Origin of the sequence: Shewanella sp. FDAARGOS_354 (genome assembly GCF_002209245.2) — a bacterium.
In the GTDB taxonomy this organism is placed as follows: Bacteria; Pseudomonadota; Gammaproteobacteria; order Enterobacterales; family Shewanellaceae; genus Shewanella; species Shewanella xiamenensis.
Genome location: NZ_CP022089.2, coordinates 2998379 through 3024696, shown reverse-complemented (window position 1 = coordinate 3024696; position 26318 = coordinate 2998379). Strand labels below are relative to the sequence as shown.

Annotated in this window: 24 protein-coding genes; 13 read left to right on the top strand and 11 right to left on the bottom strand. The window is 48.1% G+C overall.

The window, feature by feature from the left end; all coding sequences use genetic code 11:
* Positions 1-194: 194 nt before the first annotated feature.
* A complete protein-coding gene (locus CEQ32_RS13650; protein ID WP_037427328.1) occupies positions 195-1946 on the bottom strand; it encodes a P-loop NTPase fold protein in 1752 nt (583 codons plus the stop codon).
* Between the two features lie 428 nt (positions 1947-2374).
* The gene (locus CEQ32_RS13645; RefSeq protein ID WP_011787758.1) at positions 2375-3985 is read right to left on the bottom strand and encodes an IS1634-like element ISSpu7 family transposase; all 1611 of its coding nucleotides are present in this window, start codon (positions 3983-3985) and stop codon (positions 2375-2377) included.
* Between the two features lie 308 nt (positions 3986-4293).
* Here CEQ32_RS13645 and CEQ32_RS13640 point away from each other — a divergent pair, with 308 nt between their 5' ends.
* Entirely contained in the window at positions 4294-4956 is a 663-nt protein-coding gene (locus CEQ32_RS13640; RefSeq protein WP_037413939.1) for a DUF3313 domain-containing protein, read from the top strand.
* 283 nt (positions 4957-5239) lie between these two features.
* Here CEQ32_RS13640 and CEQ32_RS13635 read toward each other — a convergent pair whose 3' ends face one another.
* Positions 5240-5551, bottom strand: a complete 312-nt coding sequence (locus tag CEQ32_RS13635) for an ArsR/SmtB family transcription factor (protein ID WP_037414026.1) — start codon at positions 5549-5551, stop codon at positions 5240-5242.
* Between the two features lie 225 nt (positions 5552-5776).
* Here CEQ32_RS13635 and CEQ32_RS13630 point away from each other — a divergent pair, with 225 nt between their 5' ends.
* A complete protein-coding gene (locus CEQ32_RS13630) occupies positions 5777-6958 on the top strand; it encodes a permease (RefSeq protein WP_037427326.1) in 1182 nt (393 codons plus the stop codon).
* Between the two features lie 236 nt (positions 6959-7194).
* Here CEQ32_RS13630 and fre read toward each other — a convergent pair whose 3' ends face one another.
* Positions 7195-7893 (bottom strand): NAD(P)H-flavin reductase, encoded by a 699-nt coding sequence (fre, locus tag CEQ32_RS13625; RefSeq protein WP_037427324.1) that lies wholly within the window; start codon positions 7891-7893, stop codon positions 7195-7197.
* Between the two features lie 101 nt (positions 7894-7994).
* Complete coding sequence (gene ubiD / locus CEQ32_RS13620) at positions 7995-9476, bottom strand: 4-hydroxy-3-polyprenylbenzoate decarboxylase (RefSeq protein ID WP_037427322.1); 1482 nt, start codon at positions 9474-9476, stop codon at positions 7995-7997.
* A gap of 158 nt (positions 9477-9634) precedes the next feature.
* On the opposite strand from ubiD, the gene CEQ32_RS13615 reads away from it, so the two are divergent.
* Both CEQ32_RS13615 and CEQ32_RS13610 read left to right on the top strand, forming a co-directional pair.
* Positions 9635-10393, top strand: coding sequence for a hypothetical protein (locus CEQ32_RS13615; RefSeq protein WP_037427320.1), 759 nt, complete (start codon positions 9635-9637; stop codon positions 10391-10393).
* 95 nt (positions 10394-10488) lie between these two features.
* Positions 10489-11706 (top strand): MFS transporter, encoded by a 1218-nt coding sequence (locus tag CEQ32_RS13610; RefSeq protein WP_088586198.1) that lies wholly within the window; start codon positions 10489-10491, stop codon positions 11704-11706.
* Positions 11707-11756: 50 nt separating this feature from the next.
* Here CEQ32_RS13610 and CEQ32_RS13605 read toward each other — a convergent pair whose 3' ends face one another.
* The 4 genes from CEQ32_RS13605 to arfB form a co-directional block, all read right to left on the bottom strand.
* Positions 11757-12434, bottom strand: coding sequence for an SDR family NAD(P)-dependent oxidoreductase (locus tag CEQ32_RS13605; protein WP_037428707.1), 678 nt, complete (start codon positions 12432-12434; stop codon positions 11757-11759).
* 27 nt (positions 12435-12461) lie between these two features.
* Positions 12462-12917 (bottom strand): acetyl-CoA carboxylase biotin carboxyl carrier protein, encoded by a 456-nt coding sequence (gene accB / locus CEQ32_RS13600; protein ID WP_037428704.1) that lies wholly within the window; start codon positions 12915-12917, stop codon positions 12462-12464.
* A gap of 34 nt (positions 12918-12951) precedes the next feature.
* Positions 12952-13386 carry a type II 3-dehydroquinate dehydratase gene (aroQ, locus tag CEQ32_RS13595; RefSeq protein WP_037428701.1) on the bottom strand — a complete coding sequence of 145 codons (435 nt, stop codon included), beginning with the start codon at positions 13384-13386 and terminating at the stop codon, positions 12952-12954.
* Between the two features lie 101 nt (positions 13387-13487).
* Positions 13488-13901 (bottom strand): alternative ribosome rescue aminoacyl-tRNA hydrolase ArfB, encoded by a 414-nt coding sequence (gene arfB / locus CEQ32_RS13590; protein WP_037428698.1) that lies wholly within the window; start codon positions 13899-13901, stop codon positions 13488-13490.
* Between the two features lie 149 nt (positions 13902-14050).
* Between arfB and CEQ32_RS13585 the strand changes: the two genes are divergently transcribed.
* The 7 genes from CEQ32_RS13585 to CEQ32_RS13555 all read left to right on the top strand — a co-directional run bounded on the left by CEQ32_RS13585 (position 14051) and on the right by CEQ32_RS13555 (position 21866).
* Entirely contained in the window at positions 14051-14416 is a 366-nt protein-coding gene (locus CEQ32_RS13585; RefSeq protein WP_023268861.1) for an STAS/SEC14 domain-containing protein, read from the top strand.
* 36 nt (positions 14417-14452) lie between these two features.
* Complete coding sequence (locus tag CEQ32_RS13580; RefSeq protein ID WP_037428695.1) at positions 14453-14656, top strand: DUF3012 domain-containing protein; 204 nt, start codon at positions 14453-14455, stop codon at positions 14654-14656.
* Between the two features lie 163 nt (positions 14657-14819).
* Complete coding sequence (locus CEQ32_RS13575; RefSeq protein ID WP_037428715.1) at positions 14820-15269, top strand: hypothetical protein; 450 nt, start codon at positions 14820-14822, stop codon at positions 15267-15269.
* A gap of 222 nt (positions 15270-15491) precedes the next feature.
* Positions 15492-16844, top strand: a complete 1353-nt coding sequence (locus CEQ32_RS13570; protein ID WP_037428692.1) for a TolC family protein — start codon at positions 15492-15494, stop codon at positions 16842-16844.
* Positions 16844-18148 (top strand): efflux RND transporter periplasmic adaptor subunit, encoded by a 1305-nt coding sequence (locus CEQ32_RS13565; RefSeq protein ID WP_088586197.1) that lies wholly within the window; start codon positions 16844-16846, stop codon positions 18146-18148. The genes CEQ32_RS13570 and CEQ32_RS13565 overlap by 1 nt, the downstream gene beginning before the upstream one ends.
* Positions 18149-18195: 47 nt before the next feature.
* Positions 18196-21414 carry an efflux RND transporter permease subunit gene (locus CEQ32_RS13560; RefSeq protein ID WP_088586196.1) on the top strand — a complete coding sequence of 1073 codons (3219 nt, stop codon included), beginning with the start codon at positions 18196-18198 and terminating at the stop codon, positions 21412-21414.
* A 128-nt stretch (positions 21415-21542) separates the two neighbouring features.
* On the top strand, positions 21543-21866 hold the full coding sequence (locus CEQ32_RS13555; RefSeq protein WP_037413966.1) for an antibiotic biosynthesis monooxygenase family protein: 324 nt from the start codon (positions 21543-21545) through the stop codon (positions 21864-21866).
* Positions 21867-21951: 85 nt separating this feature from the next.
* On the opposite strand, the gene mscL is transcribed toward CEQ32_RS13555, so the two are convergent.
* Positions 21952-22362 (bottom strand): large-conductance mechanosensitive channel protein MscL, encoded by a 411-nt coding sequence (gene mscL / locus CEQ32_RS13550; protein WP_037413967.1) that lies wholly within the window; start codon positions 22360-22362, stop codon positions 21952-21954.
* Between the two features lie 204 nt (positions 22363-22566).
* Positions 22567-23499, bottom strand: coding sequence for a LysR family transcriptional regulator (locus tag CEQ32_RS13545; RefSeq protein WP_088586195.1), 933 nt, complete (start codon positions 23497-23499; stop codon positions 22567-22569).
* A 97-nt stretch (positions 23500-23596) separates the two neighbouring features.
* Here CEQ32_RS13545 and CEQ32_RS13540 point away from each other — a divergent pair, with 97 nt between their 5' ends.
* Entirely contained in the window at positions 23597-24652 is a 1056-nt protein-coding gene (locus tag CEQ32_RS13540; RefSeq protein WP_055648665.1) for an HlyD family secretion protein, read from the top strand.
* A gap of 13 nt (positions 24653-24665) precedes the next feature.
* Positions 24666-26273 carry a DHA2 family efflux MFS transporter permease subunit gene (locus tag CEQ32_RS13535; RefSeq protein WP_055648664.1) on the top strand — a complete coding sequence of 536 codons (1608 nt, stop codon included), beginning with the start codon at positions 24666-24668 and terminating at the stop codon, positions 26271-26273.
* The last annotated feature ends 45 nt before the right edge of the window (positions 26274-26318 follow it).

Here is a 26318-nt window from a genome sequence, read left to right as displayed (position 1 = left end):
TCCAGTTCGGCAGTCCCTGCCTCTCGCTCATAAGCTCGAAAATCACTGATTTTCATTCGCCCCTTCCCCGAAAGCTACGCAGACTTCCTGTCTGCGTTACGCGATTTTCTTCAACGCCCTTCAGCAACTTCGCAGGGGAAGGTGAACTTCTGTAACCTTGGTGTATTGTTCATCTCCAAAGAGTTATGCCAGTCCTATCTTTTTTCTGTTAGATCCTCTCGACCCATCCAATCAAGAGGGGATGCCAACTCGACAAAGTCTTTATATTCATCCATACCGATATCTTCGAACTGATTTCTAATATAGAGAAAATTAGCCCACAGAATAGCTGACGTTTGGAATAGATTATCATCGTATTTAGAACTACGACTTTTCTCAATAAGGGCCCTACAAGATTTCTGTAACGGAGTGTCTTCTCTTTCTGTATGTCGGGACGTATCGTTTATAAAAAAAACAGAAAGATGTCTAGTTGTTGAGCCAAAGTGAGAAGAGAAAATTTCTTTCAGGTATTCAAGTAAATTAAAACTATATGAGCCTGAGTGATAAGGTATATTCATCGACTGACGATGTGAACCATATGTAAACAGATTATCCGCATATTGCTGTGGGTCGAAGTTCATTTCAATAAGGCGGTTATGAGAACTTGTTGGTATGTAACTTTCTATCCACTCAGCTAAATAGATAGTTTTAGTACCATCACCTTTCTGGATAACTTTTTCAAACTTGCCATTTACGATTTCTTCAAAAAGTTTATTGTCCTTTTCTTTAATACAAAGCAAAGTCGTCAACATCAATATATCGAGCTTGGAACCTCTGGGCATGTTTGATATGGTCGCCAGTATTCTATCTGTGATTTGAATTGCTGTGCGCGGAGAGGCATTAAAGGCCTCAAGAACAATTGATATATTTTTAAGTGTTATTTTAGCATCAATATTAGGAGGGAATATTTCAATGTTGACTCTCTTTAAATAATCCTCTGAAAGCTTGTTGGCATCGCTGTGTACGTCTAAAAAATTTTCTAAATTAGGTGACTTGAGGCTATAACGACTATTGAAAAAGCGGCCTAGGTAAATTTTGGCGTCAAAACCCTCGCCGTATACCGCTTTAACGGCATGCTGAAGCTGCTCTGTGTCTGTTGCAACGACAAATACAACCCCTTCAATATCAAAAATATGTTTAATGGTTTCTAGCATTTCAACAGCATAGCTAGGCCTGCAACGGTCTAGTTCATCAATAAAAATGAAAGCGGGATAGCTATTTTGTTTATGGCCTACAACAGCTCCAACCCATTCAGATACACTTTTTTTAAGGCTATCAATCGCTTTGGATTTTGCATCATGTTCATCAATTAGATACTTAACCGCTTCTGAAGCGGCAAAGCTCATATCAATTGGGTTACTATTCGTATCTAATAGATCTTGGCCATTTTCCCCCTTGATGTGACCAATATTTTCATTATCGTCATCTGCATTCATAATTTCGACAGGATCTATGCCGACATATCGCTTAAATAATCCTCGACCAATACCAGGGGCCGCTGCCTTTAATAAGCCGATCAACTTACGAGGAGCTTTGAATTCTGGAGAATCTTTATCTTTTCCTGCTTGCTTTCTTAATTGGTCAATAATGGATGAAATGACTGTCATCAAAGGGTCATCTGAGTAGTCCTTTTTCCATGCATCTACATATACGACAGGATAATGCTCTTTTAGGTCTTCGGACCAGCGTTTGAGAAAGTAGGTTTTGCCTGCACCCCACTCAGCATTGAGATTAAGCACATAATTCCGTTTTTTGTCACCATCAGTTCTCTGGTCATCATAACCTTGAGAGGCTAGCAGTTTAGTTAGAAAAGTAGCGTACTTTTCTCTTCCTAGCTTATCTTCTGGAAAGAATTCATCATCAATAATTTTTCCTTGAGTCCAATCCAAGATAACTTGCTTAACCATTTAATTATCCGAGTGTTATTATTTAATAAGTTCGGAGTTTATGACTATTTATAACAGGCTGCAAAATATATTTTTGGGTAGTTGATTGATACTCTTTGATATTAAATTTCGCGCATATATTAAAATGGTTTCGTTCAAAGAAATATCGGACTTGCACAACTCTTTTGAGATTGAGGGCCAATGCCGAGATCACAGAAGTTCACCTTCCCCTCGGGATGCCGCAGGTACTGGTCCTGCTGCATTTAAAACAACCCTACTGCGAAAAACGGTATATCTGCAATCTTCTTTAGTGAAATGTTGTGTTGGGTATTATTTCATATGAAAGATGTTGTGTTAGCGCTATGGCACATACCTAGTTTACAGATAAATGCTTCCACGACTTTCTAATCGCTAAAATCTAGGTTATTACCCGACATTCCGCAGCTAATTTAGGAATAAACTACCTCATAGAATCTACCGAGTAATTTGAGTAGTTGTGTTTGGTGATCTTGAAGTCCAGTGATGAACCTTTGGCCGTTAATCTCTAGCGTATCTATGCCTTCGAATTGCAAGAAGACCCAACGTGCCGTCGGTCTGGAGGTCGTCTTGTTCTTTACCATACTTGGGAAGAACGCTTCGGTTTGTGCGAGTTGTTCTCTGATTTTGTGTTCTAAACTAGCGTAAACAAGCAAGCTCAACGTCATTATCATTAGCAACGCTTCAATGCGCTCAGGCTTTTTCAAGAAGATGGAAGAGGTTAAAAACTCAGGGCTTTTTAGAAAACGGAAGCCGCGCTCGACTTTTTGTTGCGATTTGTAATGTGCTAGAAGAGCCGCCATGGTGAGTGCTTCATTGTCGGTGTCATTCGTCGCGAGGATAAACATGCCTACTTTGAGCTTAGCCAGTTTTACTTTTTCTAGGTCGGTGAAGGGGGCGGCTTCGATAAAGTATTGGTATCCTGTCGGTGCTTCATCTGTCTTTGGGCGGCCCGAATGAGAGTAAGTCGGCTGTTTGATGAGAGTGCCTTGTTCAAACCCAAGTAAGTCACATTGTTTCTTGAAATCGTTAAACGCTAATTCTGCGTCAACTTCACAAGCGAATGGTTTTTTACTTAGCTTTTCCAACGCTTTGATTTCTTTTGCTATGTTTTTCTCTAAGTTCTTGAAGAAAGTGATTTCTTCCCGCTTGGTGGCCTGTTCACTGTGAACGAGCAACCAACGTTGATTGACCTTTCCGTAATCCGAGTCTATCCAACATCCTGAGTAGCCATGACCGATAGTGCTTAATTGCTCTGGCTCTAGCGCAAGTAGTGCTTGTTTTGCGAGCTTGATGGTCATGGGGACACGGGTAATGAATTTTTGATTTTGCTCATCTAGCGAGGAGATGCTTTCTTCGGTGTACAAAGCGGCATCAGCGATAAAGTAACGACTATTTTGCGCGGCTTTTAGGCAATGTATGTGTCTTTTAGTGACTTCAGCGAATGCCTTGGCATCATTGGTGTTACCACTCAGTGCTTGCATGTAAACAGGAATACCTGCTTGGTTTTCACAGATGAGTTCAAGCACGACTTGGTTAAGCTCTGGCCTATGATCCCGACTATAACCTCTTACAAGCTTAATCACGTTGGTGTTTTCATCTTGTGCATACTCACCATCAACGTGGAAGCTAGTGATATCAAGATGAACAGAATCGGTCGTCAAGCCCAGTTTATCAACAACACGCTCAGCAATAACCTGATAGAGCGCTGAGACATCGGCTTCGTATAGAGCATCTAATGTGCGGCCTAGTACATCATCAGTCAGGTGGTGTGCTTCAATGTCTTTGGCGAGTAGCTTAGATACAGGCTTGGTCTTAAAAAAGTCCGAGAACATGTGCAGTGTTCTGCTATGAAAGCCAAGTCCATTTAGGAGCATGGCCAATACCGCGTCACCATGAGAAACATTGTGGTCAGAATATTTTGGGATAACGGCATCTATCATCCGTGGCAGGCCAATTTCGTGACAAAAGGCGGCAATGAGACCAAGGTGATCTAAGCGTTTAATAACAGGATGGGTAGACATATTTTGAGACCGTCAAATAGCAGTAATAGATCAAAACTGTCGATCGCGGTCAAGATGGTGTCGTAGTTTTTATGAAAAGCTGATCGCCAGATCACACTATTTAAATTCTGGAATTAGCTGCGGAATGACGGATTACTATTCTATCAGTAAGATAAAGTGAGTTCTGTTGTCACTGTTTGAGTCGTCGATACGGGCTGCCTTGTCGTGTCCACTGTGGAAGGCTGTTGGTTGGAATACTACCTAGGAGAAGGCCCGCTTATCGCGGTGTTCATCCTAAAAACAAATTATTAATCAGTGCAGGAGCAAATATGAAAAAAGTGGTAATGATTGCCATGGCGACGGTCTTACTGGGGATGGGTGGATGCTCGGTAAAGGAAAGGGCGATGAGTGGGTTTCAAGTTGTGCCCTTTGATGCGTTCAAAACGAGTGAAACTAATCCCAATCAGCGTATTTATAAGGAGCAGGGTGTAGATCTGCGCCAGTACAATCAAGTGTTGCTCGATCCATTACAGTTTATTCGTCAAGAGAATGGCCAGTGGTATCTATTAACGGCTAATGAGCAGAATGAGATTGGCCGTTATTATCATACGAAGTTTAAAAATGAATTGACGAAAAATGGAGTCAAGATTGCGACTGAGTCGGGCCCAGGCGTGATTAGAGTTCAGGCTGCGGTGACAAATTTCGATTTAACTCGACCAGAGCTTAAATTACGCGATCTATTACCCGCGAAGATTGCCATTGATGTGACAAAAGAGGCAATAGGTATGGAGCCTTACTTGCTCAAGGTTGGCAGCATGTCGCAATTGCTCGACTCACAAAGCGGTAAGTTATTAGTGCGAGTTTTAGATGCTCGCGAGAGTGAAGACACTACCCAAAAAGATACCCCAATTAGTGCAAGCGAGCTGGAAAAGATGATTGACCAGTGGGCTGCGAGTCGCGCTAAACAGTTAGCTGATAATTTGGGAAAATAAGCGTACAAGTCTATTCCTAGCCATCAGTGATACTTGTCGTTGTTGATCAATTAATATAAACCCCAGTAAAAACTGGGGTTTATATTTTATCGATAGGATAATACTCGAGCCGTGACAACAAAAAAAGCATGCAGTGGATAACCTGCCTTTAGTGATGCTCACAGATATTGAGCGTTAGGTTGCTGGGTAAGGCGAGCCAGCGTATTGCGGAGCATAAAACGTCCTTGTTTAATGCTTGTGCAAGACACTTCGGAGATTAGCAAGTAGCAGTATGAAGGTGTGTTTATGCCTCTTCCTCTATTTTAGGGCGCTGGGCACTGCAACATTGATCCTGTAAAAAATGTACGAGTCCTTGTAATAATTGATAATCGGGTACGCAGTACAATACTCTTCCTTCACGTCGCTGCGAGATAATCCCCGCTGATACTAAGGCGCTAATATGATGCGAGAGTGTAGAACCCGGGATCTGCAACTCTTCTTGTAGTTGCCCCACGGCAACGCCTTCGTAGCCACCCTTAACCAATATCCTGAACAGGGCAAGACGAGTAGGATGTCCGAGTTCTTTCAATACTTTAGCTGCATTTTCAATATTCATATTGATACTGTTGTTTTCGTTCATGCCATCAATTTATTCGATAATACCAGAATTATCTATCTTTAAGCGGCTTCAAAAAGCACTGCCATCCCCAATGAGTATGAACTTTATCTGTTGTTGATACTGTGTTCACACTATATTTCTGCATTTATGGAAATTTAGTGTTGAAAATTGTCGTTATCATAACTATTATTCTAGAAAATTCGAAATGTTTTAAGGGTAGAAATGAATCCACAGCTCATCACTATGCTAAAAGAAACGGTAAATATGTTTGCGTTTCTTGCGCTTGAGTTAACCTTGTTATTCCTTGTGATTAGCTATCTCGTTGGTATGCTTCAAGAGTTTGTTACCCCTCAAAAAGTGCAATCCATTTTGAGTTCGCGTAATGGCAAAGGATATTTGATTGCTGCTTTACTTGGATCTATTACGCCATTTTGCTCTTGCTCAACGATCCCATTCTTAAAAGGTTTACTCAGGGCTCGTGCTGGCTTTGGTCCTATGATGGTGTTTCTATTTGCTAGCCCATTACTAAACCCTATCATTGTGGGATTATTCGTGGTCACTTTCGGAGTGAAAGTCGCGGTATTTTACTTTGTCATGGCAATGGGAGTATCGGTCATTGCGGGCTATACCCTTGAAAAACTAGGATTCGAACGATATGTGCGTAAAGAGGCTTATGGTCAAGAAAATGTAGAGCACTCAAGTTGCTGCGATACAAAAGCAGCACCAGCCTTATCTTCATGCGTTGAAACCACTAAATTAGCGCCGATTGTATCCCTGTGTAGTGATGTAAAGTCTTCACCTAAGATGTTCCTTTATGCTGATGTTAAGCCTACTTCAGCACTATCTTCCTGCTGTGAAACCAAACCTGCACCGTTAGCATCTTCCTGCTGCGAAACCAAGCCTGCACCGTTAGCATCTTCCTGCTGTGGGACAACATCGGCGTCGGTTACTCCTGGTGCTGATATCCCGACTGTACCGCCTAAACTCGATATTGTGAGTCGTTCATTGCGGGTTTGGCGCACCACGTGGAAGGACTTTAAGCATGTATTACCCTATCTTTTTGTCGGGGTGTTACTCGGCTCATTTATCTATGGCTTTATTCCCACTGAATTTATCGTGAACTATGCCGGCGAGGCCACTTGGTATGCCATTCCTGTTGCTGCGGTTATTGGCATTCCCCTTTATATTCGTGCCGAAGCCGTCATCCCTCTCACTGCGGCATTAGTTCAAAAAGGTATGGCAATGGGCTCTGTGATGGCATTTATCATCGGCAGTGCTGGCGCGAGTATCACTGAAGTGATTTTGTTAAAAGCAATCTTTAAAAATCAAATGATTGCTGCCTTTCTCGGCGTTATTTTAGGTATGGCTATCGCATCAGGATTTCTTTATGGTTTAGTCTTTTAAATTAAGCCTTCTATCCACAGTAAACCTAATACGCTTTTGATGTGTCTTTAAGTGGTGCGAATGGAGAGGCTTGGGGAGTAACCAAGTCGTTAGATATGGGCGTTGTTCGACAAGGACTCTCGTTCGTGAGTCGGTTAAAAAAGCGATCAAACCTAAAAGCAAAACCCCAGTTTTCACTGGGGTTTATTGTTTGAGCCTAGGTTGGCAAAGGTTATCCTGCCAAGCTAATCAATGCGTTATTTGATAAACGCGAAGGCATCGCCGTAGAGATGGGCTTCTTCAACACCCATTTCGCGGAAGATTTCGCGGGCGGCACCGACCATATCGAAACGACCTGCGATATAGATGTCATAGCCATTGAGGCTAATAAAATCCTGTTTGATTTGCGCGAGCAGATTGGCGGTTTTGCCTTGCCAGTTTGCTGGGGCCTCTTCAATAACGGGCACAAAATGCAACCAAGGGTGAGCGTCGTGCCATGCGCGGGCGATGCTTTCGTAGTACATCGCATCTTGGGTGCGGCAACCCCAATACAAGGTTGTTTCGACCTGTTGGCCGAGGGCGATTTGTTGCTCGACAATACTCTTGATGTAAGAGAAGCCTGTGCCACCGGCGATCAATAAACGTGGGCGCAGGCTGTCGTGGCGTAGGTGAGCGTCGCCACCTGGCGCTTCGATGTCGATATGCGTGTTATTACGCAATCTTTCAACTACTTGCATTGGATAACTTTCGCTGACGGCCGCACCAATATGAAGCTCAATCACTTCGGCATTAGGGGCGGACGCGATAGAGAAGGGACGTTTATCTTTTTCACCCATCACAACACACAGGTATTGTCCCGCTTGAAACTCCAAGGGGGTATCAGGCTTTAACCACACCTGATATACGGCGTCGTTAAAGGGGGTTACTTTCTCTATCTTACAACGTATGGTTTTCATCAAACTTCCTTTGCACCTTTTTATCTAGTTAGAGGTGTCACATTAAGGCCATTCGCGGCCAATTCTCTTGGCTTAAGTGGGTACGTCGTGCTTAAGCTGAATTATAGGGTTGGGCTGTCGTCTATGCCTAACTCATCCCAGATTGAGTCGATCTTTTGCTTAACCTTAGGGTCCATCACAATCGGCGTACCCCATTCGCGGGTGGTTTCGCCTTCCCACTTATTGGTGGCATCGAGACCCATTTTGGAGCCGAGGCCCGCTACGGGAGAGGCAAAGTCGAGGTAATCGATAGGGGTATTATCGATCATCACGGTGTCGCGTTTCGGGTCCATACGGGTGGTAATGGCCCAAATCACATCGTTCCAGTCGCGGCAATTCACATCGTCATCGACCACCACAATAAATTTGGTATACATAAACTGGCGCAGGAAGGACCACGCGCCCATCATCACCCGTTTCGCATGGCCGGGGTATTGTTTGCGAATCGAGATCACCGCCATCCGGTAAGAACAACCTTCAGGAGGCAGATAAAAATCAATAATTTCAGGATATTGCTTACGCAAAATCGGCACAAACACTTCGTTGAGTGCCACGCCTAACATGGCGGGTTCATCCGGTGGACGGCCAGTGTAGGTGCTGTGGTAAATCGGATCTTTACGGTGAGTAATATGGGTCACAGTAAAGACGGGGAATTTATCCGTCTCGTTGTAGTAACCCGTGTGGTCGCCGTAGGGGCCTTCTTCGGCCATTTCGTCAGGATCGATATAGCCTTCAAGGATAATCTCGCTGCTGGCGGGCACTTCTAAATCGCAGCTTAAGGCTTTGCAGACTTCGGTGCGTTCACCGCGCAACAATCCCGCAAAGGCGTATTCGCTCATCGCATCAGGTACTGGGGTTACCGCGCCTAAAATAGTCACTGGATCTGAGCCTAAGGCTACAACTACAGGGTAACGCTCACCGGGGAATTGCTCTTTAAAATCAGCAAAATCAAGCGCGCCACCACGGTGGGATAGCCAGCGCATAATGAGTTTATTCTTACCTAGCAATTGTTGGCGATAGATCCCAAGGTTTTGGCGATTCTTACGCGGGCCTTTAGTAATGGTTAAGCCCCAAGTGACCAGTGGCGCGACATCGCCCGGCCAACAATGCTGAATCGGTAACTGGGTTAAATCGACTTCATCGCCAGTTTTTACCACTTGCTGACAGGCGGGATTACGCACCGTCTTGGGCGGCATATTCAAGGCTTGCTTGAACATAGGGATTTTTGAAATCGCGTCTTTAAAGCCGCGTGGTGGCTCAGGTTCTTTTAAAAACGCTAATAGCTCACCGACTTCGCGCAGCGCTAACGGGTCGTCTTTACCCAGCGCCATGGCGACACGTTTTGGAGTACCAAAGAGGTTAGCCAGCACTGGCATGGAATGATTGGTTGGATTTTCGAACAGAAGTGCAGGGCCTTTGGCACGCAGAACGCGATCGGCGATCTCTGTCATTTCTAAATGAGGATCAACGGGGTAGCTAATGCGTTTGAGTTCGCCATTGGCTTCCAGATGATCGATAAAGCTGCGTAAATCCTTAAAACTCATGTGGAAATAGCCTCTGCAGTGGAAATCCGTGTGGCGCGCACTATAGCATTTTTCTGTTTTAGGGTTAACCTATTCAGTGATCTTCCAGCTTTGGAAGCGTAAAATACTTGTCCTAGGTCGGTGTTTATTTGACCAACGCCCGGTATATCGAGGTTTATATGAGATTCTATTCATTCCTTGCTAAAGATAAATGCCTTAAACATCAATCGGTTTGCTTAAGTAAGCACGCGGAGCCTTGGCATAAAACAGGCTTGGCTTTGTCTTTACTCGGCGCCTTGTTGATCGGTGGTCTTGCCGCGCCAGATTGGGCGATTGCGGGGGATCGAGGCACAAATGATCGCTATAGCGAGAGTTATGGGCGCCAAGATAATCACTATAAAAAGCATCATAAACATAGTGATAGCCATCGTTACTATCGCCCATATTACCGTCCCTATTATCCTTGGGGATTGGGTTTAGGAGTTGGCTTAGCGACGGGCTGGAACCTTGGCTATGGCTGGAATGATGGGATATGGAATGACGACTGGCGTTGGAATCGCGAGCGTTACTGGCATTCGCCTTATTCGGGCATCGGTTTGTCGATCCCGACGGGCTATGATGATACGCCAGTGGCCATTTCTGCGCCTGTGCGTGTTACCACCAGCATGCAATATTCGCCGAGCGAAGGTCGGATGGTGTCGAATATGCCAACCAATAGCGCAACTGTAATGTCGGCGGCCTCGACGGCGAGAGCTTCAACAGTCTCAGCGGAGCCAACTGCCGCAGTTCCCCGGGCGCGGGCGGCGCGCAGTGTATCTAGCCTGCCGAGCAATGCCAGAATAGTGCAGCAAGATGGCCGTACCTTATATGAATGGCAAGGCACGCTTTATGCCTTTGATTGGAATAGCCAAACCTATCAAGAACAGTTAGTTAAGTAATCCTTTTTTATCAACGCTTCTATAACTGGAGCCCCGAGTGGGCTCCTGTTTTTTTCTTAGCCAGTTGTCGTTTTACAGAATCGCGGAGAAATCGTTTGCAAGCAGTTCAACCCAACTCTCAACCCCCAGCCCAAAGCAGCGCGCTTTGGGTGTTGTTAGCCTTGGCATTAGGCACTTTTGCCCTAGGCACCACAGAATTTGCCGCCATGACCTTAGTGCCTTATATCGCCAGCGATTTAAGTGTCGATGTCGCCCATGTGAGTTATGCCATCAGTGCCTATGCCCTTGGGGTGGTGGTGGGATCGCCCATCATTATGGTGCTGGGGGTGAGGATTAAGCGGCGCACGCTGTTAATCGCCTTGGCCGCCATGATGGCGGTTGCTAATGGTTTAAGTGCCTTGGCGCCCAGCTTGAATTGGTTAGTGTTTTTCCGCTTTTTAAGTGGCTTGCCCCATGGTGCATATTTTGGTGTCGCTATGTTACTGGCGGCTTCCTTAGTGCCGCCAGAGATGAAGGCTCGAGCGGTTTCTCGGGTGATTATCGGCTTAACCTTAGCCACTATCGTTGGCGTGCCCTTTGCGACTTGGATGGGGCAAACCGTCGGTTGGCGCTCAGGTATCGGCATAGTGGCGATTATTGCCGCCGTTACCGCCGTGATGCTGTATTTTCTCGCGCCGAATGTCGCCGTACCGCAAAATGCCAGCCCTAAAAAAGAGCTGCAAACCCTTAAGAACCGTGAAGTTTGGCTCACGCTCGGCATTGCGGCTATCGGTTTTGGCGGGATTTTCTGTGTGTATACCTATCTGGCCGAGACACTGATCCAAGTCACCCAAGTCGAGCCCTTTAAAATCCCGGTGATGATGGCGGTCTTTGGGATTGGTGCCACCTTAGGCACTTTAGTCTGTGGCTGGGCGGCGGATAAGTCGGCGCTGGCGGCGGCATTTTGGTCGCTGGTGTTAAGCACCTTAGTGTTGGCGTTGTATCCAAGTTTGACGGGATCTTATTGGGCATTAATGCCAATTGTATTCTTTGTGGGTTCGGGGATTGGTCTGGCAACCATAGTGCAGGCGCGATTAATGGATGTGGCCCCCGATGGGCAAGCCATGACGGGCGCTTTAGTACAATGTGCCTTTAACCTTGCTAATGCCATTGGCCCTTGGGTTGGCAGCTTAGTGATCTTATCTGGCCAAGGTATTGCCGCGACTGGCTATGCCGCAGCACTTTTATCCCTCGGCGGTTTAGTCATGTGGTGGTTAACCCACAGAGAGAGCCGCCGCGCTGACAATCTTTGTACTGCAAACTGCATTGATTAAGCTGACCATGACGGCGCAGCTCTATATCTGCGCCGCCTATCGGTTAACTCTTAACTTCTTTGAATGGTGATATCGGCGATATAACCGTGCTCAGTAGCGAGTAGCGCTTGTTTTAGCATGCCTGCGGCCTCATCGGCGGACATAAAGCTTGAGGTATCTAGACTCTTACCACTGCTTGGCCAAAAGCCGGTATCCATACCGCCGGGATAAACTGCTATCAACTTCATCGGACTTTGCTTGAGCTCCAAACGTACCGATTCGATAAAGCCCCGCACCGCCCACTTGGCGGCGCAGTAGGTCGATTCACCCGCTTTGGCGGCGAGGGCGGCGGTGGACATAACGATCACCACCTTAACCGCTTGCTGCTTATAGCGTTTCACCAATTCACGCACCAGCAGAATCGTTGAGGTGACATTGTTATTCAGCAGCGCTTGGATTTCGCTCGCACCTTGGGTTTCCAGTGCGCCAAAGTAACCACTGCCAGCGCAGTGGATAACCGTATCGGGGGCATCGGTAAGGCCATCGAATAGCGCTTCGACACTCGCTTCGTCTGCTAAATTGGCACTGATGGCGCTAATGCTTTGATTCGAAAATGGGCTGAGGGCATTAGCCACAGTATGAAGACGGTTGGCATCGCGTCCCGTCAGTGTAAGTGCTTGGTTATCCTTGGCATACAGGGCGGCTAATGCTGCGCCTAAGCCACTGCTTGCGCCAGTAATCAGTATCATCTTTACCTCTAAATTCTATTTCGAAGTCTAAGTTTCGATCAGAGTGAACAGCGGCTGGTCGAAGGCGACCTCATCTCCGTCTTTCACCCAAATAGCGCCGACTATACCGTCACGCTCGGCCTCGATGGGATTTTGCATTCGCATGGCTTCGATAATGCAAAGCGTGTCGCCGCGAGCCACCCGTTGACCGATGCGCACCAAGGGCGCCTCGGTTTGGCCTTGCGAGGTATGGAAGGTGCCCACCATGGGCGATACTTGCACAAAACCTTCAATCACAGGTAAGGCGTCACGGGTTTTGGCAGGCTTTGGGCTCGATGCAGTGGAAGGCGGAGGATTATGCGCGCCTTCGAGTGTGCTTACTGTATGTGGGCCGTAGCGGGTGATGCGAATGGACTCTTCCCCTTCGGTAATCGCCAGTTCTGCAATCCCAGATTCCTGCACTAATTCAATCAGTTTTTTGATCTTTCGAAGGTCAACCGCCATGGCTTGTGGCTCCCTGTACTCACGCTAATCGCGTTTATGCCTTCAATCTCTTAATCGCCGCCGCGAGGGCAAACTCATAGCCCTGGGCGCCGAAACCACAAATCACCCCAATGGCCTTATCGGACAAATAGGAGTGGTGGCGGAATGGCTCGCGGGCATGGACATTGGATAAATGCACTTCAAAGAAGGGAATATCCACCCCGAGCAGTGCGTCACGCAGGGCCACACTGGTGTGGGTAAAGGCTGCGGGGTTGATAATAATCATCTGCGCATCGGTAGCATGGATCGCGTTGATCAGTTCAAATTCGGCATTCGATTGAATATGCTCAAGTTCAACACCTGCTGCTTGAGCTTGTTCACTCAAAATGGCAACGATATCGGCTAAGGTTTGATGACCGTAAACACTGGGTTCGCGGCGGCCAAGGAGGTTTAAATTGGGGCCATTGATGAGCAGAACTTTATGATTCATTACGCTTTCCTTTTACGACATGCCTTAACGGGTTGAATGCCATTAACTTAACCTGTTCGGGCGGATTTTGCATTATGAATATCGTTACTGTGCAAGCTGGGTTAATCCAACTTAATCTGGCGCATAGCCTTAGTGGCACCACGTTGTTTTTTGGTGTCTAAGCGTTTGGTTTGGCTGCTTTTGGTCGCACGGGTGGGGATACGTTTTTTGGGCACTTCGGCCACGCTGGCAACTAGGGCGATAAATTGTTCCAATGCGGTTTGCCGATTCGCCTCTTGGCTGCGGCTCGCCTGACATTTGATAATGATTTTGCCGCTGGCGGTAATCCGATGATCGGCTTTTTGCAGCAGGTGCTGCTGATAAAACTCGGGTAATGACGAGTTTCTGATATCAAAAATCAATTGGGCGGCGGTGGAGACTTTATTGACATTCTGCCCGCCAGCGCCGCTTGAGCGGATAAATTGCCACTCGATTTCATTTTCCGGAAGTTCCACACGGTTTGAGATTTTTATCATGGCAGACTTAGGGTTTTGTCCAATTGCTTTGAGAAGCGAGCAATAACTGCTTATGGCTTTTCAATAGATTTGTTATCATCGGGCGCATTCTTGCAGGGCAGGCGTGGTTGCCCGTTCGCAAAATAGTGTTCTCGTTTCGGAGTGCCTTTATGTTATGCCAAATCCCCGATATTGCTAAGGGTGTTATCAGTCTTTTCGCCAGTGGTCGACTCTCTTCAACCGATTATCGTACCCGCTTACAGCCGGCCATTAAGAGTTACCGCAAGGATTGGGGACAGGTTTGCCTGTATATTGAGGCGGACGTCTTACTTGAAGGTTGGGAATTTGAGTCGCTAACGGGCAGTGGTGAAGTCCAACTTCCTAATTTTGAAGCTTTAGTATTTGTTGGCGGCCCAGATTGGGTGGGTAACGCTGTGCGCTTACTCGGCCCCTTTATGCAGGGCGAAGTGGCTTGGTTCCCCTTGGAGCAGAAAGCCAAAGCCATTGCGTGGATCGCTAAACGTTCAACTTTTTAATGACCCATGGTGGGTATAACTTATAGGGAATTAACTATGTCTTTGTTGAAAACTATGACTGCCAAACCGACCGCTAAATTAGGCGCTATCGCCCTAGTGTTGGCCTTTACCGCAGGCTTAAGTGCCTGTGCGCCAGAGGTAGGTAGTGATGCTTGGTGTAAACAAATGAAGGAAAAACCTAAAGGTGATTGGACTGCGAACGAAGCGGCCGATTACGCCAAACACTGCGTGTTTAAGTAAGTTTTTCAAGCGAATAGTGTCACAGCTTGACAGATTAATCCTTGCAAGCTGTGAACTTATGCTTAAAATCCCTGTCTTAAGTTTGCACAAGCTATTGCTGAATTATGACTAAATCGTCCAAAGGTGATATTTGATTTCGACCGCTAAGCCATTCTTTAGCCGAATGGTGACCCTACTGATAGCCATTATCGTGCTGCAATTTGCGGGCGCGAATTTGGGTGCCCATCAGTTACATGCGGGCAATGGCGTAGAAGAAGCCGAGAATCATCCCCACCTACAATTTAGTGCTCCTGTGACCACCTTAGCTCAATGTGTGGATTGTGTGTGCCCCAATGAGCAGACTCCCGGATTCAGCACCGAGCAGTTTGGTGAAGCCGCATTCAATGCGGGCGTATCGACTGCCAGTGCTAGTAGCCACTCTCATTTAGTGCAAACCACTGAAATTCAAAACTTTGACCTTTGCCTTGATTGCCAATGCCATGGCGGCCATGTGGCGTTACTATCTCATTTTGAAAGCCAAACCCTAACGGCATTCGAAACGGCTTACATGCCAACGGATTTAGCCTATTTCCCTCCAGATCAATTACCTAAGTACCGCCCACCCATCGCTTAACCCTCAATATCTGCTTATTTCTGGTTGCGTATCTATTGTTCGGGCGCGCCGCAATAAGCCCTTAATTTATCCCCAAAGCAAAGGTTTTATTAACCTCGAACGTGTTTGGCTCGCGCTAGCGCTTTGAGCTTATTCGACATTTTGCCTCTGGGGAGCATTCGATTGGTATCCGCACGTCGATGGCGTAGGGCCAATCCTATTTAGATATTGTTAGGAATTGCGATGAAGAAAACCATTATCGCCCAGACCTTGTTTGGCCTGTTGAGTACGCTAGTGCTCGTTGGTGGACAGGTGAATTACGCTGTTGCAGCAAGCTCAAGCCTAGACGTCAAAGAGCTAGATGCAGTAGCGCAAGGTGAACTTTTAACCCAAGAAACTCAAACCTCGCTGAATCAGTGGTTACCAGAGTTACTCAAGCAAATTAACCAGTTGCCAGAGGTGCAGGCGCAAATTGCTCGGCAGCAACAGGCGGAGCTGGTGATTGCCGCGGCGGATCGCGCCGTCTATAACCCTGAACTTGGACTCAATTATCAAAATGCCGACACAGATACCTACAGCCTAGGGCTGAGCCAAACCATCGATTGGGGCGATAAGCGTGGCGTAGCAACCCGCCTTGCCCAGCTTGAGGCGCAGATCCTGTTAGCGGATATACAGTTAGAACGCAGTCAGATGTTGGCCGAGCGTCTATTAGCGCTGGCCGAGCAGTCGCAAAGCCACAAGGCGCTTACTTTTGCAGAGCAGCAATTAAGATTTACTCAGGCACAGCTCAATATTGCCGAGCAGCGCTTTGCCGCGGGAGATTTGTCTGATGTTGAGTTGCAACTGCTTAAACTCGAACTGGCAAGCAATACCGCCGACTATGCTCTAGCCGAACAAGCGGCCTTAGTCGCCGAAGGTAAAGTGATTGAGTTACTTGGGGTTGATAAGCTCAAGTTTAGGGAGTTCATCTCTGATATTGGCCAATTTGTGTCGATGATTGCCCCGAGAGCGGAATTACCCGCATTGACCAGTGCCCATCAGCAGGTGTTATTGGCAAAGGCCAATGCCATGAAGGTTAAGGCTGATACAGCGGCGGATCCCACCATCAACCTTGGTCTCGAACGGGAAGGCTCTGACAACAAGTTTGGCGTCGGTGTGGCTATCCCCTTGCAGGTTCGTAATAACTACAGTGAGTTACAGTCGGTTGCAGATAAGGGCATCGCTATCGCAGAGCAGTCCTACTTAGCCCGTGAGCGAGTGCTTACTGCTAAACAGGCGCAATTTAACAATGCCTTACCCCGTTTACTGGCTCGTTACCAAGATTGGCGTGAGCGAGTCGCAGCCTCGGGGAGTAAAGCCGCTAAATCCTTAAGTGAACAGTGGCGCTCGGGCGATGTGAGCACCAGTGAGTATTTACAGAGTCGGCGACAACTTGCGGCCAGTTATTTGGTCGGTTTAAACCTCGAAACGGCGATTTATCAGAGCTGGTTAACCTGGATGGGGGACAGCGGTCAACTGCTGCCCTTTATCGATTCGTTAACAGCCACTTCTCCCACTAACGCCGTGCCAGCCAAGTCAATCGTGAGGTCACACTAATGAATTCAACTTTTCCTAAATCTGTTTTTCACTCTTTCGCCAATGTGTCTGCAGCAGGTTTCATATCGGTGTTTACGCCATCACGTTTAGCGTTGGCACTGATGCTCACCTCGTTAACCTTGATTACGCCAACGTCAGCATTTGCTGGTGACGGCCATGATCATGCTGGCGAAAAACAAGTTAACAACGCAGCGAAGAGTACTGCTGCCGAGCAAGCACCGGATGACCATAGCGAGCAAGCGTTAACCTTTACGCCGGCACAGTTGGAGCTGGCGGGAATTCGTTTGTTACCCTTGAGCAGCGATAGCTTAAGTCTTGCCAATTTAAACCTCGATGTTCGAGCAACGGCTTCTTTAGTGGTTGACCGTGATAGAACCGCGACCTTAGCGCCACAGCTCGATGTTCGCGTACAAGCGCGCCATGTGGTACCAGGCCAAGAGGTGAAAAAAGGTGAGCCTTTACTTACCTTGGGTGGCGCAGCCGTTGCGCAGGCACAGGCGGACTACATTAATGCCGCTGCTGAATGGAGTCGAGTCAAGCGCATGAGTGAAGGCGCTGTGAGTGTGAGTCGCAGAATGCAGGCTCAAGTCGATGCCGAACTGAAACGGGCGATTTTAGAGGCGATAAAAATGACCCCTGAGCAAATTCGTACCTTAGAGTCGACCCCTGAAGCTATCGGTAGCTATCAACTGTTGGCGCCTATCGACGGCCGTGTGCAGCAAGATATCGCCATGCTAGGCCAAGTGTTTAGCGCAGGCACGCCATTAATGCAGTTGACCGATGAGTCGCACCTTTGGGTTGAGGCTCAGCTAACGCCTGCCCAGGCAGTCAATGTGAAGGTGGGTGCCCCAGCGCTGATCCAAGTGGGAGATAAAACCTTAGCAGGTAAGATTATCGGCCGCTCCCACGAGCTGGATAGCGTGACACGTACTGAGCAAGTGTTAGTCAGTATGCCTAATCCTGATCATGTGTTGCACGCTGGGCAATTTGCCGAGCTGTACTTTGCCGATGCCTCTCAAAACATGGCTGCGGCGAGTAGCGGGTCAGGTATTTCATCGGGAATTGTATTACCCGATGCAGCGTTAACCCGTAGCAGTGATGGCGATTGGCAGATTTTTATTCAGGATGAGGATGGTTTTGAAGCCATTGAGGTGGAGCTGGTGCAGCGTCAGCGCAGCTTGAGTTTAGTGCGTGGCAGTGAGCTGGATAAAGCACGGCAGGCACAATTAAAGGTGGTAGTTGCAGGGGCATTTTTCTTGGCATCGGAGCAGGCGAAAGCTGGTTTTGATATTCATGCCCACTAATCGCGATGCCTATCACTGTGCCTATGATTCTCGCTTAAGGAATTCTTATGTTGCAAAAAGCAATCGAAGCCGCGATTAAAAATCGGCTATTAGTGGTGTTGGCGCTGCTGGCGGCGGTCGCTGCCAGTGTGGCCATGTTGCCCAAGTTGAATCTCGATGCCTTTCCCGATGTCACCAACGTACAGGTGACCATCAATACCGAGGCTGAAGGTTTGGCTGCTGAAGAGGTAGAAAAACTCATCAGTTATCCGGTCGAATCGGCCATGTATGCTTTGCCAGCGGTGACTGAAGTGCGTTCGTTATCGCGCACTGGCTTGTCCATTGTGACGGTCGTCTTTGCTGAGGGCACGGATATTTACTTTGCCCGACAGCAAGTGTTTGAGCAGTTACAGGCGGCGCGGGAGATGATCCCAAGCGGGGTGGGTGTGCCAGAAATTGGCCCTAACACCTCTGGATTGGGGCAGATTTATCAATATATTTTGCGGGCGGATCCAAGTGCAGGCATCAATGCCGCCGAGCTGCGTAGTCTTAACGACTACCTCGTCAAACTTATCTTGATGCCCGTTGGCGGCGTGACCGATGTGTTATCTTTTGGCGGCGAAGTTCGCCAATATCAAGTGCAGGTCGACCCTAATAAGTTGCGTGCTTATGGCTTGTCGATGGCGCAGGTGAGTGAGGCGCTCGAAAGCAATAACCGTAACGCTGGTGGCTGGTTTATGGACCAAGGCCAAGAGCAACTAGTGGTTCGAGGCTATGGTATGTTGCCCGCCGGAGAGGCAGGGCTTGCCTCAATTGCTCAAATTCCACTCACTGAAGTACGTGGCACGCCTGTGCGAGTGGGTGACATTGCAAAGGTCGATTTTGGCAGTGAGATCCGCGTAGGTGCCGTGACTATGACGCGCCGTGATGAGGCGGGGCAGGCGCAAGCCTTGGGCGAAGTGGTCGCTGGCGTAGTGCTTAAGCGCATGGGCGCTAACACTAAGGCGACGATTGATGATATCGATGCGCGGATTAATCTGATTGAGCAGGCGCTGCCGAAGGGCGTGTCCTTTGAGGTGTTTTACGATCAAGCGGATTTAGTGGATAAGGCCGTTACCACAGTGCGCGATGCGCTGCTGATGGCTTTTGTGTTTATCGTGGTGATCTTAGCGCTGTTCCTTGTGAATATCCGCGCCACCCTGTTGGTGTTGCTGTCTATCCCTGTATCCATCGGTTTGGCGCTGATGGTGATGTCCTATTACGGACTGTCGGCCAACTTGATGTCCCTTGGTGGTTTGGCGGTAGCCATTGGTATGTTGGTCGATGGCTCAGTGGTGATGGTTGAGAATATTTTCAAACATTTAACCCAACCGGATCGCCGTCATTTAGCTGAGGCAAGGGCGCGTGCCGATGGTGAAACTGACCCGTACCATGGTGATGAGGATGGGGGTGTTAACGCTGATGATGACGAACATCAGGGGAATATGGCCGTGCGCATTATGCTGGCAGCGAAAGAAGTGTGCAGTCCTATCTTCTTCGCGACCGCCATCATCATTGTGGTGTTTGCGCCGCTATTTGCGCTGGAAGGAGTTGAGGGCAAGCTGTTCCAACCTATGGCCGTCAGCATTATTTTGGCGATGATTTCCGCCTTGCTGGTGGCATTAATTGCGGTGCCAGCCTTAGCGGTATATCTGTTTAAACGTGGAGTTGTGCTGAAAGAAAGTGTGATCTTAAGGCCGCTGGATAGTGCATATCGCAAACTGCTCAGTGCAACGCTAGCGCGTCCTAAAATGGTGGTACTCAGTGCGGCGCTGATGTTTGTCATGAGCATGACATTGCTGCCTAGACTCGGCACCGAGTTTGTGCCCGAGTTAGAGGAAGGCACGATTAACCTGAGGGTAACGTTAGCACCCACCGCCAGCCTTGGCACCTCTTTGGATGTCGCACCTAAGCTTGAGGCTTTGCTGCTGGAATTCCCCGAGGTGGAGTATGCCTTAAGCCGAATCGGTGCGCCCGAATTAGGCGGCGATCCTGAGCCTGTCAGCAATATTGAAGTCTATATCGGCCTAAAACCCATCGAAGAATGGCAATCGGCCAGTTCGCGTTTGGAGTTGCAACGGCTGATGGAGGAAAAGCTCAGTGTCTTCCCTGGGCTGCTACTCACCTTCTCACAACCGATTGCGACTCGGGTCGATGAGCTGCTTTCGGGGGTTAAGGCGCAGTTAGCGATTAAACTCTTTGGCCCCGATTTAGAAGTCTTATCTGAAAAAGGCCAAGTGCTGACCGATCTGGTGGCGAAAATCCCTGGTGCTGTGGATGTGTCCCTCGAACAGGTGAGTGGTGAGGCGCAGCTGGTAGTGCGGCCTGACCGTTCGCAGCTTGCCCGTTATGGCATCAGTGTTGATCAGGTGATGACACTCGTCAGCCAAGGTATTGGTGGCGCCAGCGCTGGCCAAGTCATCGACGGTAACGCCAGATACGACATTAATTTACGCCTTGCCGCCGAGTTTCGCAGCAGTCCAGATGTGATTAAGGATTTGCTCTTGAGTGGCACCAATGGCGCAATTGTGCGCTTAGGCGAAGTGGCCAGCGTTGCAGTGGAAATGGCGCCGCCGAATATTCGCCGTGACGATGTGCAGCGCCGCGTGGTAGTGCAAGCGAACGTGGCGGGGCGAGACATGGGCTCTGTGGTAAATGATATTTACGCGCTGGTGCCAAAGGCCGATCTACCTGCTGGATATACTGTGATTGTGGGTGGTCAGTATGAGAATCAGCAGCGGGCACAGCAAAAGCTGATGTTGGTAGTGCCAGTCTCAATCGCCTTGATTGCCTTGCTGTTGTACTTCTCCTTCGGCGCGGTTAAGCAGGTATTACTGATTATGGCGAACGTGCCGTTAGCACTCATCGGCGGTATTGTGGCGTTGTTTGTTAGTGGTACTTATCTGTCGGTGCCAAGCTCCATTGGCTTTATCACGCTGTTTGGGGTGGCGGTGCTCAACGGAGTGGTATTAGTGGATTCGATAAACCAACGCAGGCAGAGCGGCGAGTCGCTCTATGAATCGGTTTATGAAGGCACTGTGGGCCGCTTACGACCAGTATTGATGACGGCATTAACCTCTGCCTTAGGGTTAATTCCGATCTTAGTGTCATCGGGTGTGGGCAGTGAAATCCAAAAGCCGCTAGCGGTGGTGATCATTGGCGGTTTGTTTAGCTCAACGGCGTTGACCTTATTGGTATTACCGACCTTATACCGCTGGTTATATCGACACGATAAATTGCTTGACTAGTTGGGGCTGAGTCTTGGCATGATTTTGTGGTAAGTCTCAATGTTAAAGTTTAAAAATCAGCGAGCTATAGTGTGTGATATAGGCTAGGCTTAGCGCTGGTATTAAGGATAAGTATCTCTGGAGAGAGTATGATCGCAGTCATTTTTGAAGTCGTTCCCACGAAAGAAGGAAAGGAAGAGTATCTGCATGTGGCCGCTGAAATGCGCCAGTATTTAGAAGGCCGCAAGGGATTAATTTCGATTGAACGTTTTCAGAGCTTAACCGACGATGGTAAGGTGCTGAGCTTATCGTTTTGGGATGATATGGCCTCTATTACCCAATGGCGTAATCAAATGGCCCACAGCATTGCCGAGCAGACTGGCATAGTTCCTTGTTTGTTTAACGCTTATCGCATCCGTGTCGCCGAAGTGGTGCAAGATTATAGCGAAACCGTGCACGAAGCCGCAGAGTAATCGATACCTGACAGGTTAAAAACAAAACCCATCGAAATCGATGGGTTTTTTATGTTCAATACTCTGCCTAAGTGACTTTTGAGGCTTATTTTTCCTGTTGAGCTTTAAGCAGATCGCGGATCTCAGACAGTAGTTCTTGATCTTTGGTTGGTGCGGGCGGAGCAGAAGGCGCTTCTTCTTGTTTACGTTTTAAGCTGTTAATGGCTTTTAAGCCCATAAAAATCGCGAAGGCGATAATGGTAAAGTCGATAACGGTTTGGATGAATTTACCGTAAGCGATGACGACCGCAGGTGCATCACCTTGGGCAGCGAGGAGCACAACGCTCAGATCACTAAAATTCACCCCCCCTAAAATGATCCCAATCGGCGGCATAATGATGTCGGCCACAAAGGATGAGACTATCTTGCCAAAAGCGGCACCGATGATTATACCCACCGCCATATCGATTACATTGCCACGGGACGCAAAAGCCTTGAACTCTTTAAGTAAGCTCATTAGGTTTCCTCCGAAAATATGATTAAATGTTAAATTTTATTGTATTAACTGTATCAGGAAAACCTTAGGGTCTTTTGCTGCCTGTTACCTTGCCAAGCTTATAGGGGCTTAAGGATTAAGGCAATTCTGAGATTAAGGATTTATTCTGTACTGGCAGATTTCACACTCTCAAGGTTACAGTTGTTAATTTGGGTGTGAATGGGTCTATTTTTGCTGACCGATAAATTCTGGCACTTCTAATACTTGTGATCCCCAGCGTTTAAACAAAGAGGCGTAGATAAACTCGATAAAAACGCGGTATTTGCGCGGCAGATAGGCTCGCTTGGGATAGCTGAGTACCACCTTGGTTTGCACCATAGGATAATCGTCAAGGAGTCGCACTAAATAGCCTTTCTCTATCGCCTCTTGGGCAATAATCGACGGCACGGCCGTAATGCCAAGCCCTGCAATGGCAGCTTCGCGGGCAATGGTGACATTATTCACTGTTAATTGCGTGACGGGCTCAATGACTACCCAAGTTTTACCATCAAATAGCTTCCATGCCCCTTCAATATGGGCCGACTGTAAACGAATCGCTTTATGTTTAGCCAAATCCTGTGGCACTTTGGGCGTGCCATGTTCGGCCAAATATTTAGGGCTGGCCATTAAGGATTTATAGGCGTTAACTAAGGAATAACTTTGTAGGCGGGTATCACTCGAGTCAGCGATTTGGAATAGCAGATCCACACCTTCTTCTATCACATCCACTTTACGGTTAGTGAGCTCGGCTTCTATGGTGATATCGGGATAAAGGGTTAAAAACTGGGCGAAGATCGGCCCAAGAAACAGTTGACCTAATTCAATAGGGCATACGATTCTTAGGTTACCTTTGATTAATTGCTGGTGGGCACTGAGCTGATTTTCGGCGCTTTGAAGATCACTTAAGATCTTATTGATTCGATTGTAATAACTCGAACCCGCTTCTGTGAGTTTGAGTGCGCGAGTCGTTCGGAATAATAGCTGAGTACCCGTATCGGCTTCTAGTTCGGCAATTTTGCGACTGACTGTTGCCTTAGTGAGTCCGAGGGCTTTAGCTGCCCCAGTAAAACTACCTTGCTCTACCACTTGAGCAAATATTTGCACCCGATTGAGATCCATGATTGTTACACCTGTGAAACAGTGGGTTGATTTTTAACTACCTAATAAACTTGATGAGACAGTAGTACACTAGTACTCACTAATCAAGGAGTCATTCATGTCCAAAAGTAAGCTTATTATCGCCGTTCCACTTTTACTCGCCGCCGCTGCGGGTGGCGGCTATTACTGGTGGACGCAAGTACGTTTTATCGAAACCACTGATAATGCTTATGTTGAGGCCGATATCTCCCATGTGAGCGTAAAAGTACCAGGTTATGTGGTGTTATCCGATGTGACCGATAACCAGCATGTGCGTAAGGGCGAGTTATTGGCGCAACTTGAAGATAACCAGTTTAGCGCCAAAGTCAGCCAAGCTGAGGCTGCACTTGCCAGTGCCAAAGCCGATCTACAAACCTTAGCCGCTAAGGTGGATCTGCAACATGCGCTGATCAGCCAAGCGAGTGCGGGTGTGGTGGCGGCGCAGGCTGATAAAATTCGTGCCGAGCAACAATTAAGCCGAGCGAAAAAGTTAAAAGTCAGCAATTACAGCTCACAGGACGATGTCGACCAATTACAGGCGGGTTTTGATTCTGCTGCTGCGCGCCTCGATGAAGCCAAGGCGCTGTTAGTGGCTAAAGAACGTGAGCTTGCTGTGTTTAATGCTCAGCTTAATCAAGCCAGCTCTGTGGTTGAGCAGTCGAATGCGGCATTGGAGCTAGCTAACATTCAGCTCAATGATACCCGTGTGACCGCGCCCTTCTCTGGGGTGATTGGTAAACGCGGCGCGATGGTGGGGCAGTATGTGCAGCCCGGCCAAGCACTCTTTAGTTTGGTTCCGGACGGGGCTGTGTGGATCTCGGCGAACTTTAAAGAAACCCAAATCCAACATATGCAACCCGGGCAGTCGGTGCAGGTCAGTCTCGATGCGTTTCCCGACAAAACCTTTACAGGTGTAATCGATAGTCTGTCGCCAGCGTCCGGAGCCAAATTTAGTCTGCTGCCCGCCGAAAATGCCACGGGTAACTTCACCAAAATCGTGCAGCGTATTCCAGTGCGGATCCGTTTAGAGCTCTCAGAAGAAGAGGCGCGAGTGGTCCCCGGGTTAAGTGCGGTGGTGAAGGTCGATACTGCGTCGCATCCGACGACAACTATCGCTGCAAACGTCGGTCGCTAAGTAGGTCGTTAACATGAGCACAATTGCTGCTGCACCTGAGGCTATCGCCGCGGGGGCTACGCCGAGCGAATATGAGCGCGGTAGTCGCCGTTCGTGGATTGCCGTTTTTGGTGGTTTGATTGGCGCCTTTATGGCGATCCTCGATATTCAAATCACCAATGCCTCGATGAAGGAAATCCAAGGCAGCCTTGGGGCAACGCTTGAGGAAGGCAGCTGGATTTCAACGGCTTATCTGGTTGCCGAGATGATTGCGATTCCGCTCTCGGGCTGGTTAAGCACAGGGCTCTCGGTCAGGCGTTATCTGCTGTGGACCACAGCTGCCTTTATCTTTGCTTCTATCCTGTGTTCGATTTCGTGGAACCTCGAGGCCATGATCGCCTTTCGGGCGTTGCAGGGCTTCTTTGGTGGCGCGTTGATCCCGCTGGCCTTTCGGCTGATCTTAGAATTTTTACCCGAGAATAACCGTGCCGTGGGGATGGCGCTCTTTGGTGTGACAGCCACGTTTGCGCCCTCGATTGGCCCAACCTTAGGTGGTTGGTTAACTGAGCATTTTAGTTGGCATTACCTGTTTTATATCAACGTACCGCCCGGATTGCTGGTGATGGCGATGTTGGCCTATGGTCTCGAGAAACGGCCTGTGGTGTGGGATAAACTGAAAAATGCCGATTTAGCGGGCATTGTCACTATGGCGCTGGGCATGGGTTGTCTCGAGGTTGTGCTTGAGGAGGGCAACCGTAAGGATTGGTTTGGCTCGGATTTGATCCGCAATCTCGCCATCATTGCCGCGGTGAATTTAGTGCTGTTTGTGTGGATCCAGCTCAACCGTAAAGATCCTTTAGTGAATTTACGCTTACTCGGTAAACGTGATTTTGTGCTTTCAACCGTGGCGTATTTTTTACTGGGGATGGCGCTCTTTGGCGCGATCTATTTGATCCCACTTTATTTGTCTCAAGTGCATGATTACACACCACTGGAAATTGGTGAGGTGATTATGTGGATGGGCTTTCCACAGCTGTTGGTATTACCCTTAGTGCCACGTTTAATGCAACGATTCGACGGACGTTACTTAGCCGCCTTCGGCTTTTTTATGTTTGCCCTAAGTTATTACATGAATAGCCAAATGACCGCCGATTACGCTGGGCAGCAGATGATTGCCTCCCAAGTGGTACGCGCCTTAGGCCAGCCGTTTATTTTAGTGCCTATCGGAATGCTCGCGACTGCGCATTTAAAACCCCATGAAAACCCATCAGCTTCGACCGTACTGAACGTGATGCGTAACTTAGGTGGGGCCTTTGGTATCGCGTTGGTGGCGACCTTAACCGATAACTTGGCTCGCAGCCATTTGGCCCATGTGAAGGAATCTTTGCCAGCGGTCAGCACGCAGGCGCAGGACTATTTGAATCAGAGTGCCAGTATGTTGCAACAGGGTGGCTCGGATCCCTACACCGCCTCTATGCAGGCCAAGGCATTGTTAGGGCAAACCATGAGTCAGCAGGCCTATATTCAAGCCTATAACGATGTGTTTTTGATTATGGGGGCCCTGTTGTTAATTGCCGTGGTGGCTGTACTGCTTATCCGTAAACCACAAGGCCCAGTCGCCCACGATGCGGTGATCGAATAACACTGAGTCAGTTTTCGCAATGCGTAACCCTTGCGTCTTAATTCC

Bases quoted from the DNA above. Each gene is read 5' to 3' on its own strand.
- CEQ32_RS13650 (WP_037427328.1), bottom strand. From the start codon at position 1,946: ATGGTTAAGCAAGTTATCTTGGATTGGACTCAAGGAAAAATTATTGAT.
- CEQ32_RS13645 (WP_011787758.1), bottom strand. From the start codon at position 3,985: ATGTCTACCCATCCTGTTATTAAACGCTTAGATCACCTTGGTCTCATT.
- CEQ32_RS13640 (WP_037413939.1), top strand. From the start codon at position 4,294: ATGAAAAAAGTGGTAATGATTGCCATGGCGACGGTCTTACTGGGGATG.
- CEQ32_RS13635 (WP_037414026.1), bottom strand. From the start codon at position 5,551: ATGAATATTGAAAATGCAGCTAAAGTATTGAAAGAACTCGGACATCCT.
- CEQ32_RS13630 (WP_037427326.1), top strand. From the start codon at position 5,777: ATGAATCCACAGCTCATCACTATGCTAAAAGAAACGGTAAATATGTTT.
- fre (WP_037427324.1), bottom strand. From the start codon at position 7,893: ATGAAAACCATACGTTGTAAGATAGAGAAAGTAACCCCCTTTAACGAC.
- ubiD (WP_037427322.1), bottom strand. From the start codon at position 9,476: ATGAGTTTTAAGGATTTACGCAGCTTTATCGATCATCTGGAAGCCAAT.
- CEQ32_RS13615 (WP_037427320.1), top strand. From the start codon at position 9,635: ATGAGATTCTATTCATTCCTTGCTAAAGATAAATGCCTTAAACATCAA.
- CEQ32_RS13605 (WP_037428707.1), bottom strand. From the start codon at position 12,434: ATGATACTGATTACTGGCGCAAGCAGTGGCTTAGGCGCAGCATTAGCC.
- accB (WP_037428704.1), bottom strand. From the start codon at position 12,917: ATGGCGGTTGACCTTCGAAAGATCAAAAAACTGATTGAATTAGTGCAG.
- aroQ (WP_037428701.1), bottom strand. From the start codon at position 13,386: ATGAATCATAAAGTTCTGCTCATCAATGGCCCCAATTTAAACCTCCTT.
- arfB (WP_037428698.1), bottom strand. From the start codon at position 13,901: ATGATAAAAATCTCAAACCGTGTGGAACTTCCGGAAAATGAAATCGAG.
- CEQ32_RS13585 (WP_023268861.1), top strand. From the start codon at position 14,051: ATGTTATGCCAAATCCCCGATATTGCTAAGGGTGTTATCAGTCTTTTC.
- CEQ32_RS13580 (WP_037428695.1), top strand. From the start codon at position 14,453: ATGTCTTTGTTGAAAACTATGACTGCCAAACCGACCGCTAAATTAGGC.
- CEQ32_RS13575 (WP_037428715.1), top strand. From the start codon at position 14,820: ATGGTGACCCTACTGATAGCCATTATCGTGCTGCAATTTGCGGGCGCG.
- CEQ32_RS13570 (WP_037428692.1), top strand. From the start codon at position 15,492: ATGAAGAAAACCATTATCGCCCAGACCTTGTTTGGCCTGTTGAGTACG.
- CEQ32_RS13565 (WP_088586197.1), top strand. From the start codon at position 16,844: ATGAATTCAACTTTTCCTAAATCTGTTTTTCACTCTTTCGCCAATGTG.
- CEQ32_RS13560 (WP_088586196.1), top strand. From the start codon at position 18,196: ATGTTGCAAAAAGCAATCGAAGCCGCGATTAAAAATCGGCTATTAGTG.
- CEQ32_RS13555 (WP_037413966.1), top strand. From the start codon at position 21,543: ATGATCGCAGTCATTTTTGAAGTCGTTCCCACGAAAGAAGGAAAGGAA.
- mscL (WP_037413967.1), bottom strand. From the start codon at position 22,362: ATGAGCTTACTTAAAGAGTTCAAGGCTTTTGCGTCCCGTGGCAATGTA.
- CEQ32_RS13545 (WP_088586195.1), bottom strand. From the start codon at position 23,499: ATGGATCTCAATCGGGTGCAAATATTTGCTCAAGTGGTAGAGCAAGGT.
- CEQ32_RS13540 (WP_055648665.1), top strand. From the start codon at position 23,597: ATGTCCAAAAGTAAGCTTATTATCGCCGTTCCACTTTTACTCGCCGCC.
- CEQ32_RS13535 (WP_055648664.1), top strand. From the start codon at position 24,666: ATGAGCACAATTGCTGCTGCACCTGAGGCTATCGCCGCGGGGGCTACG.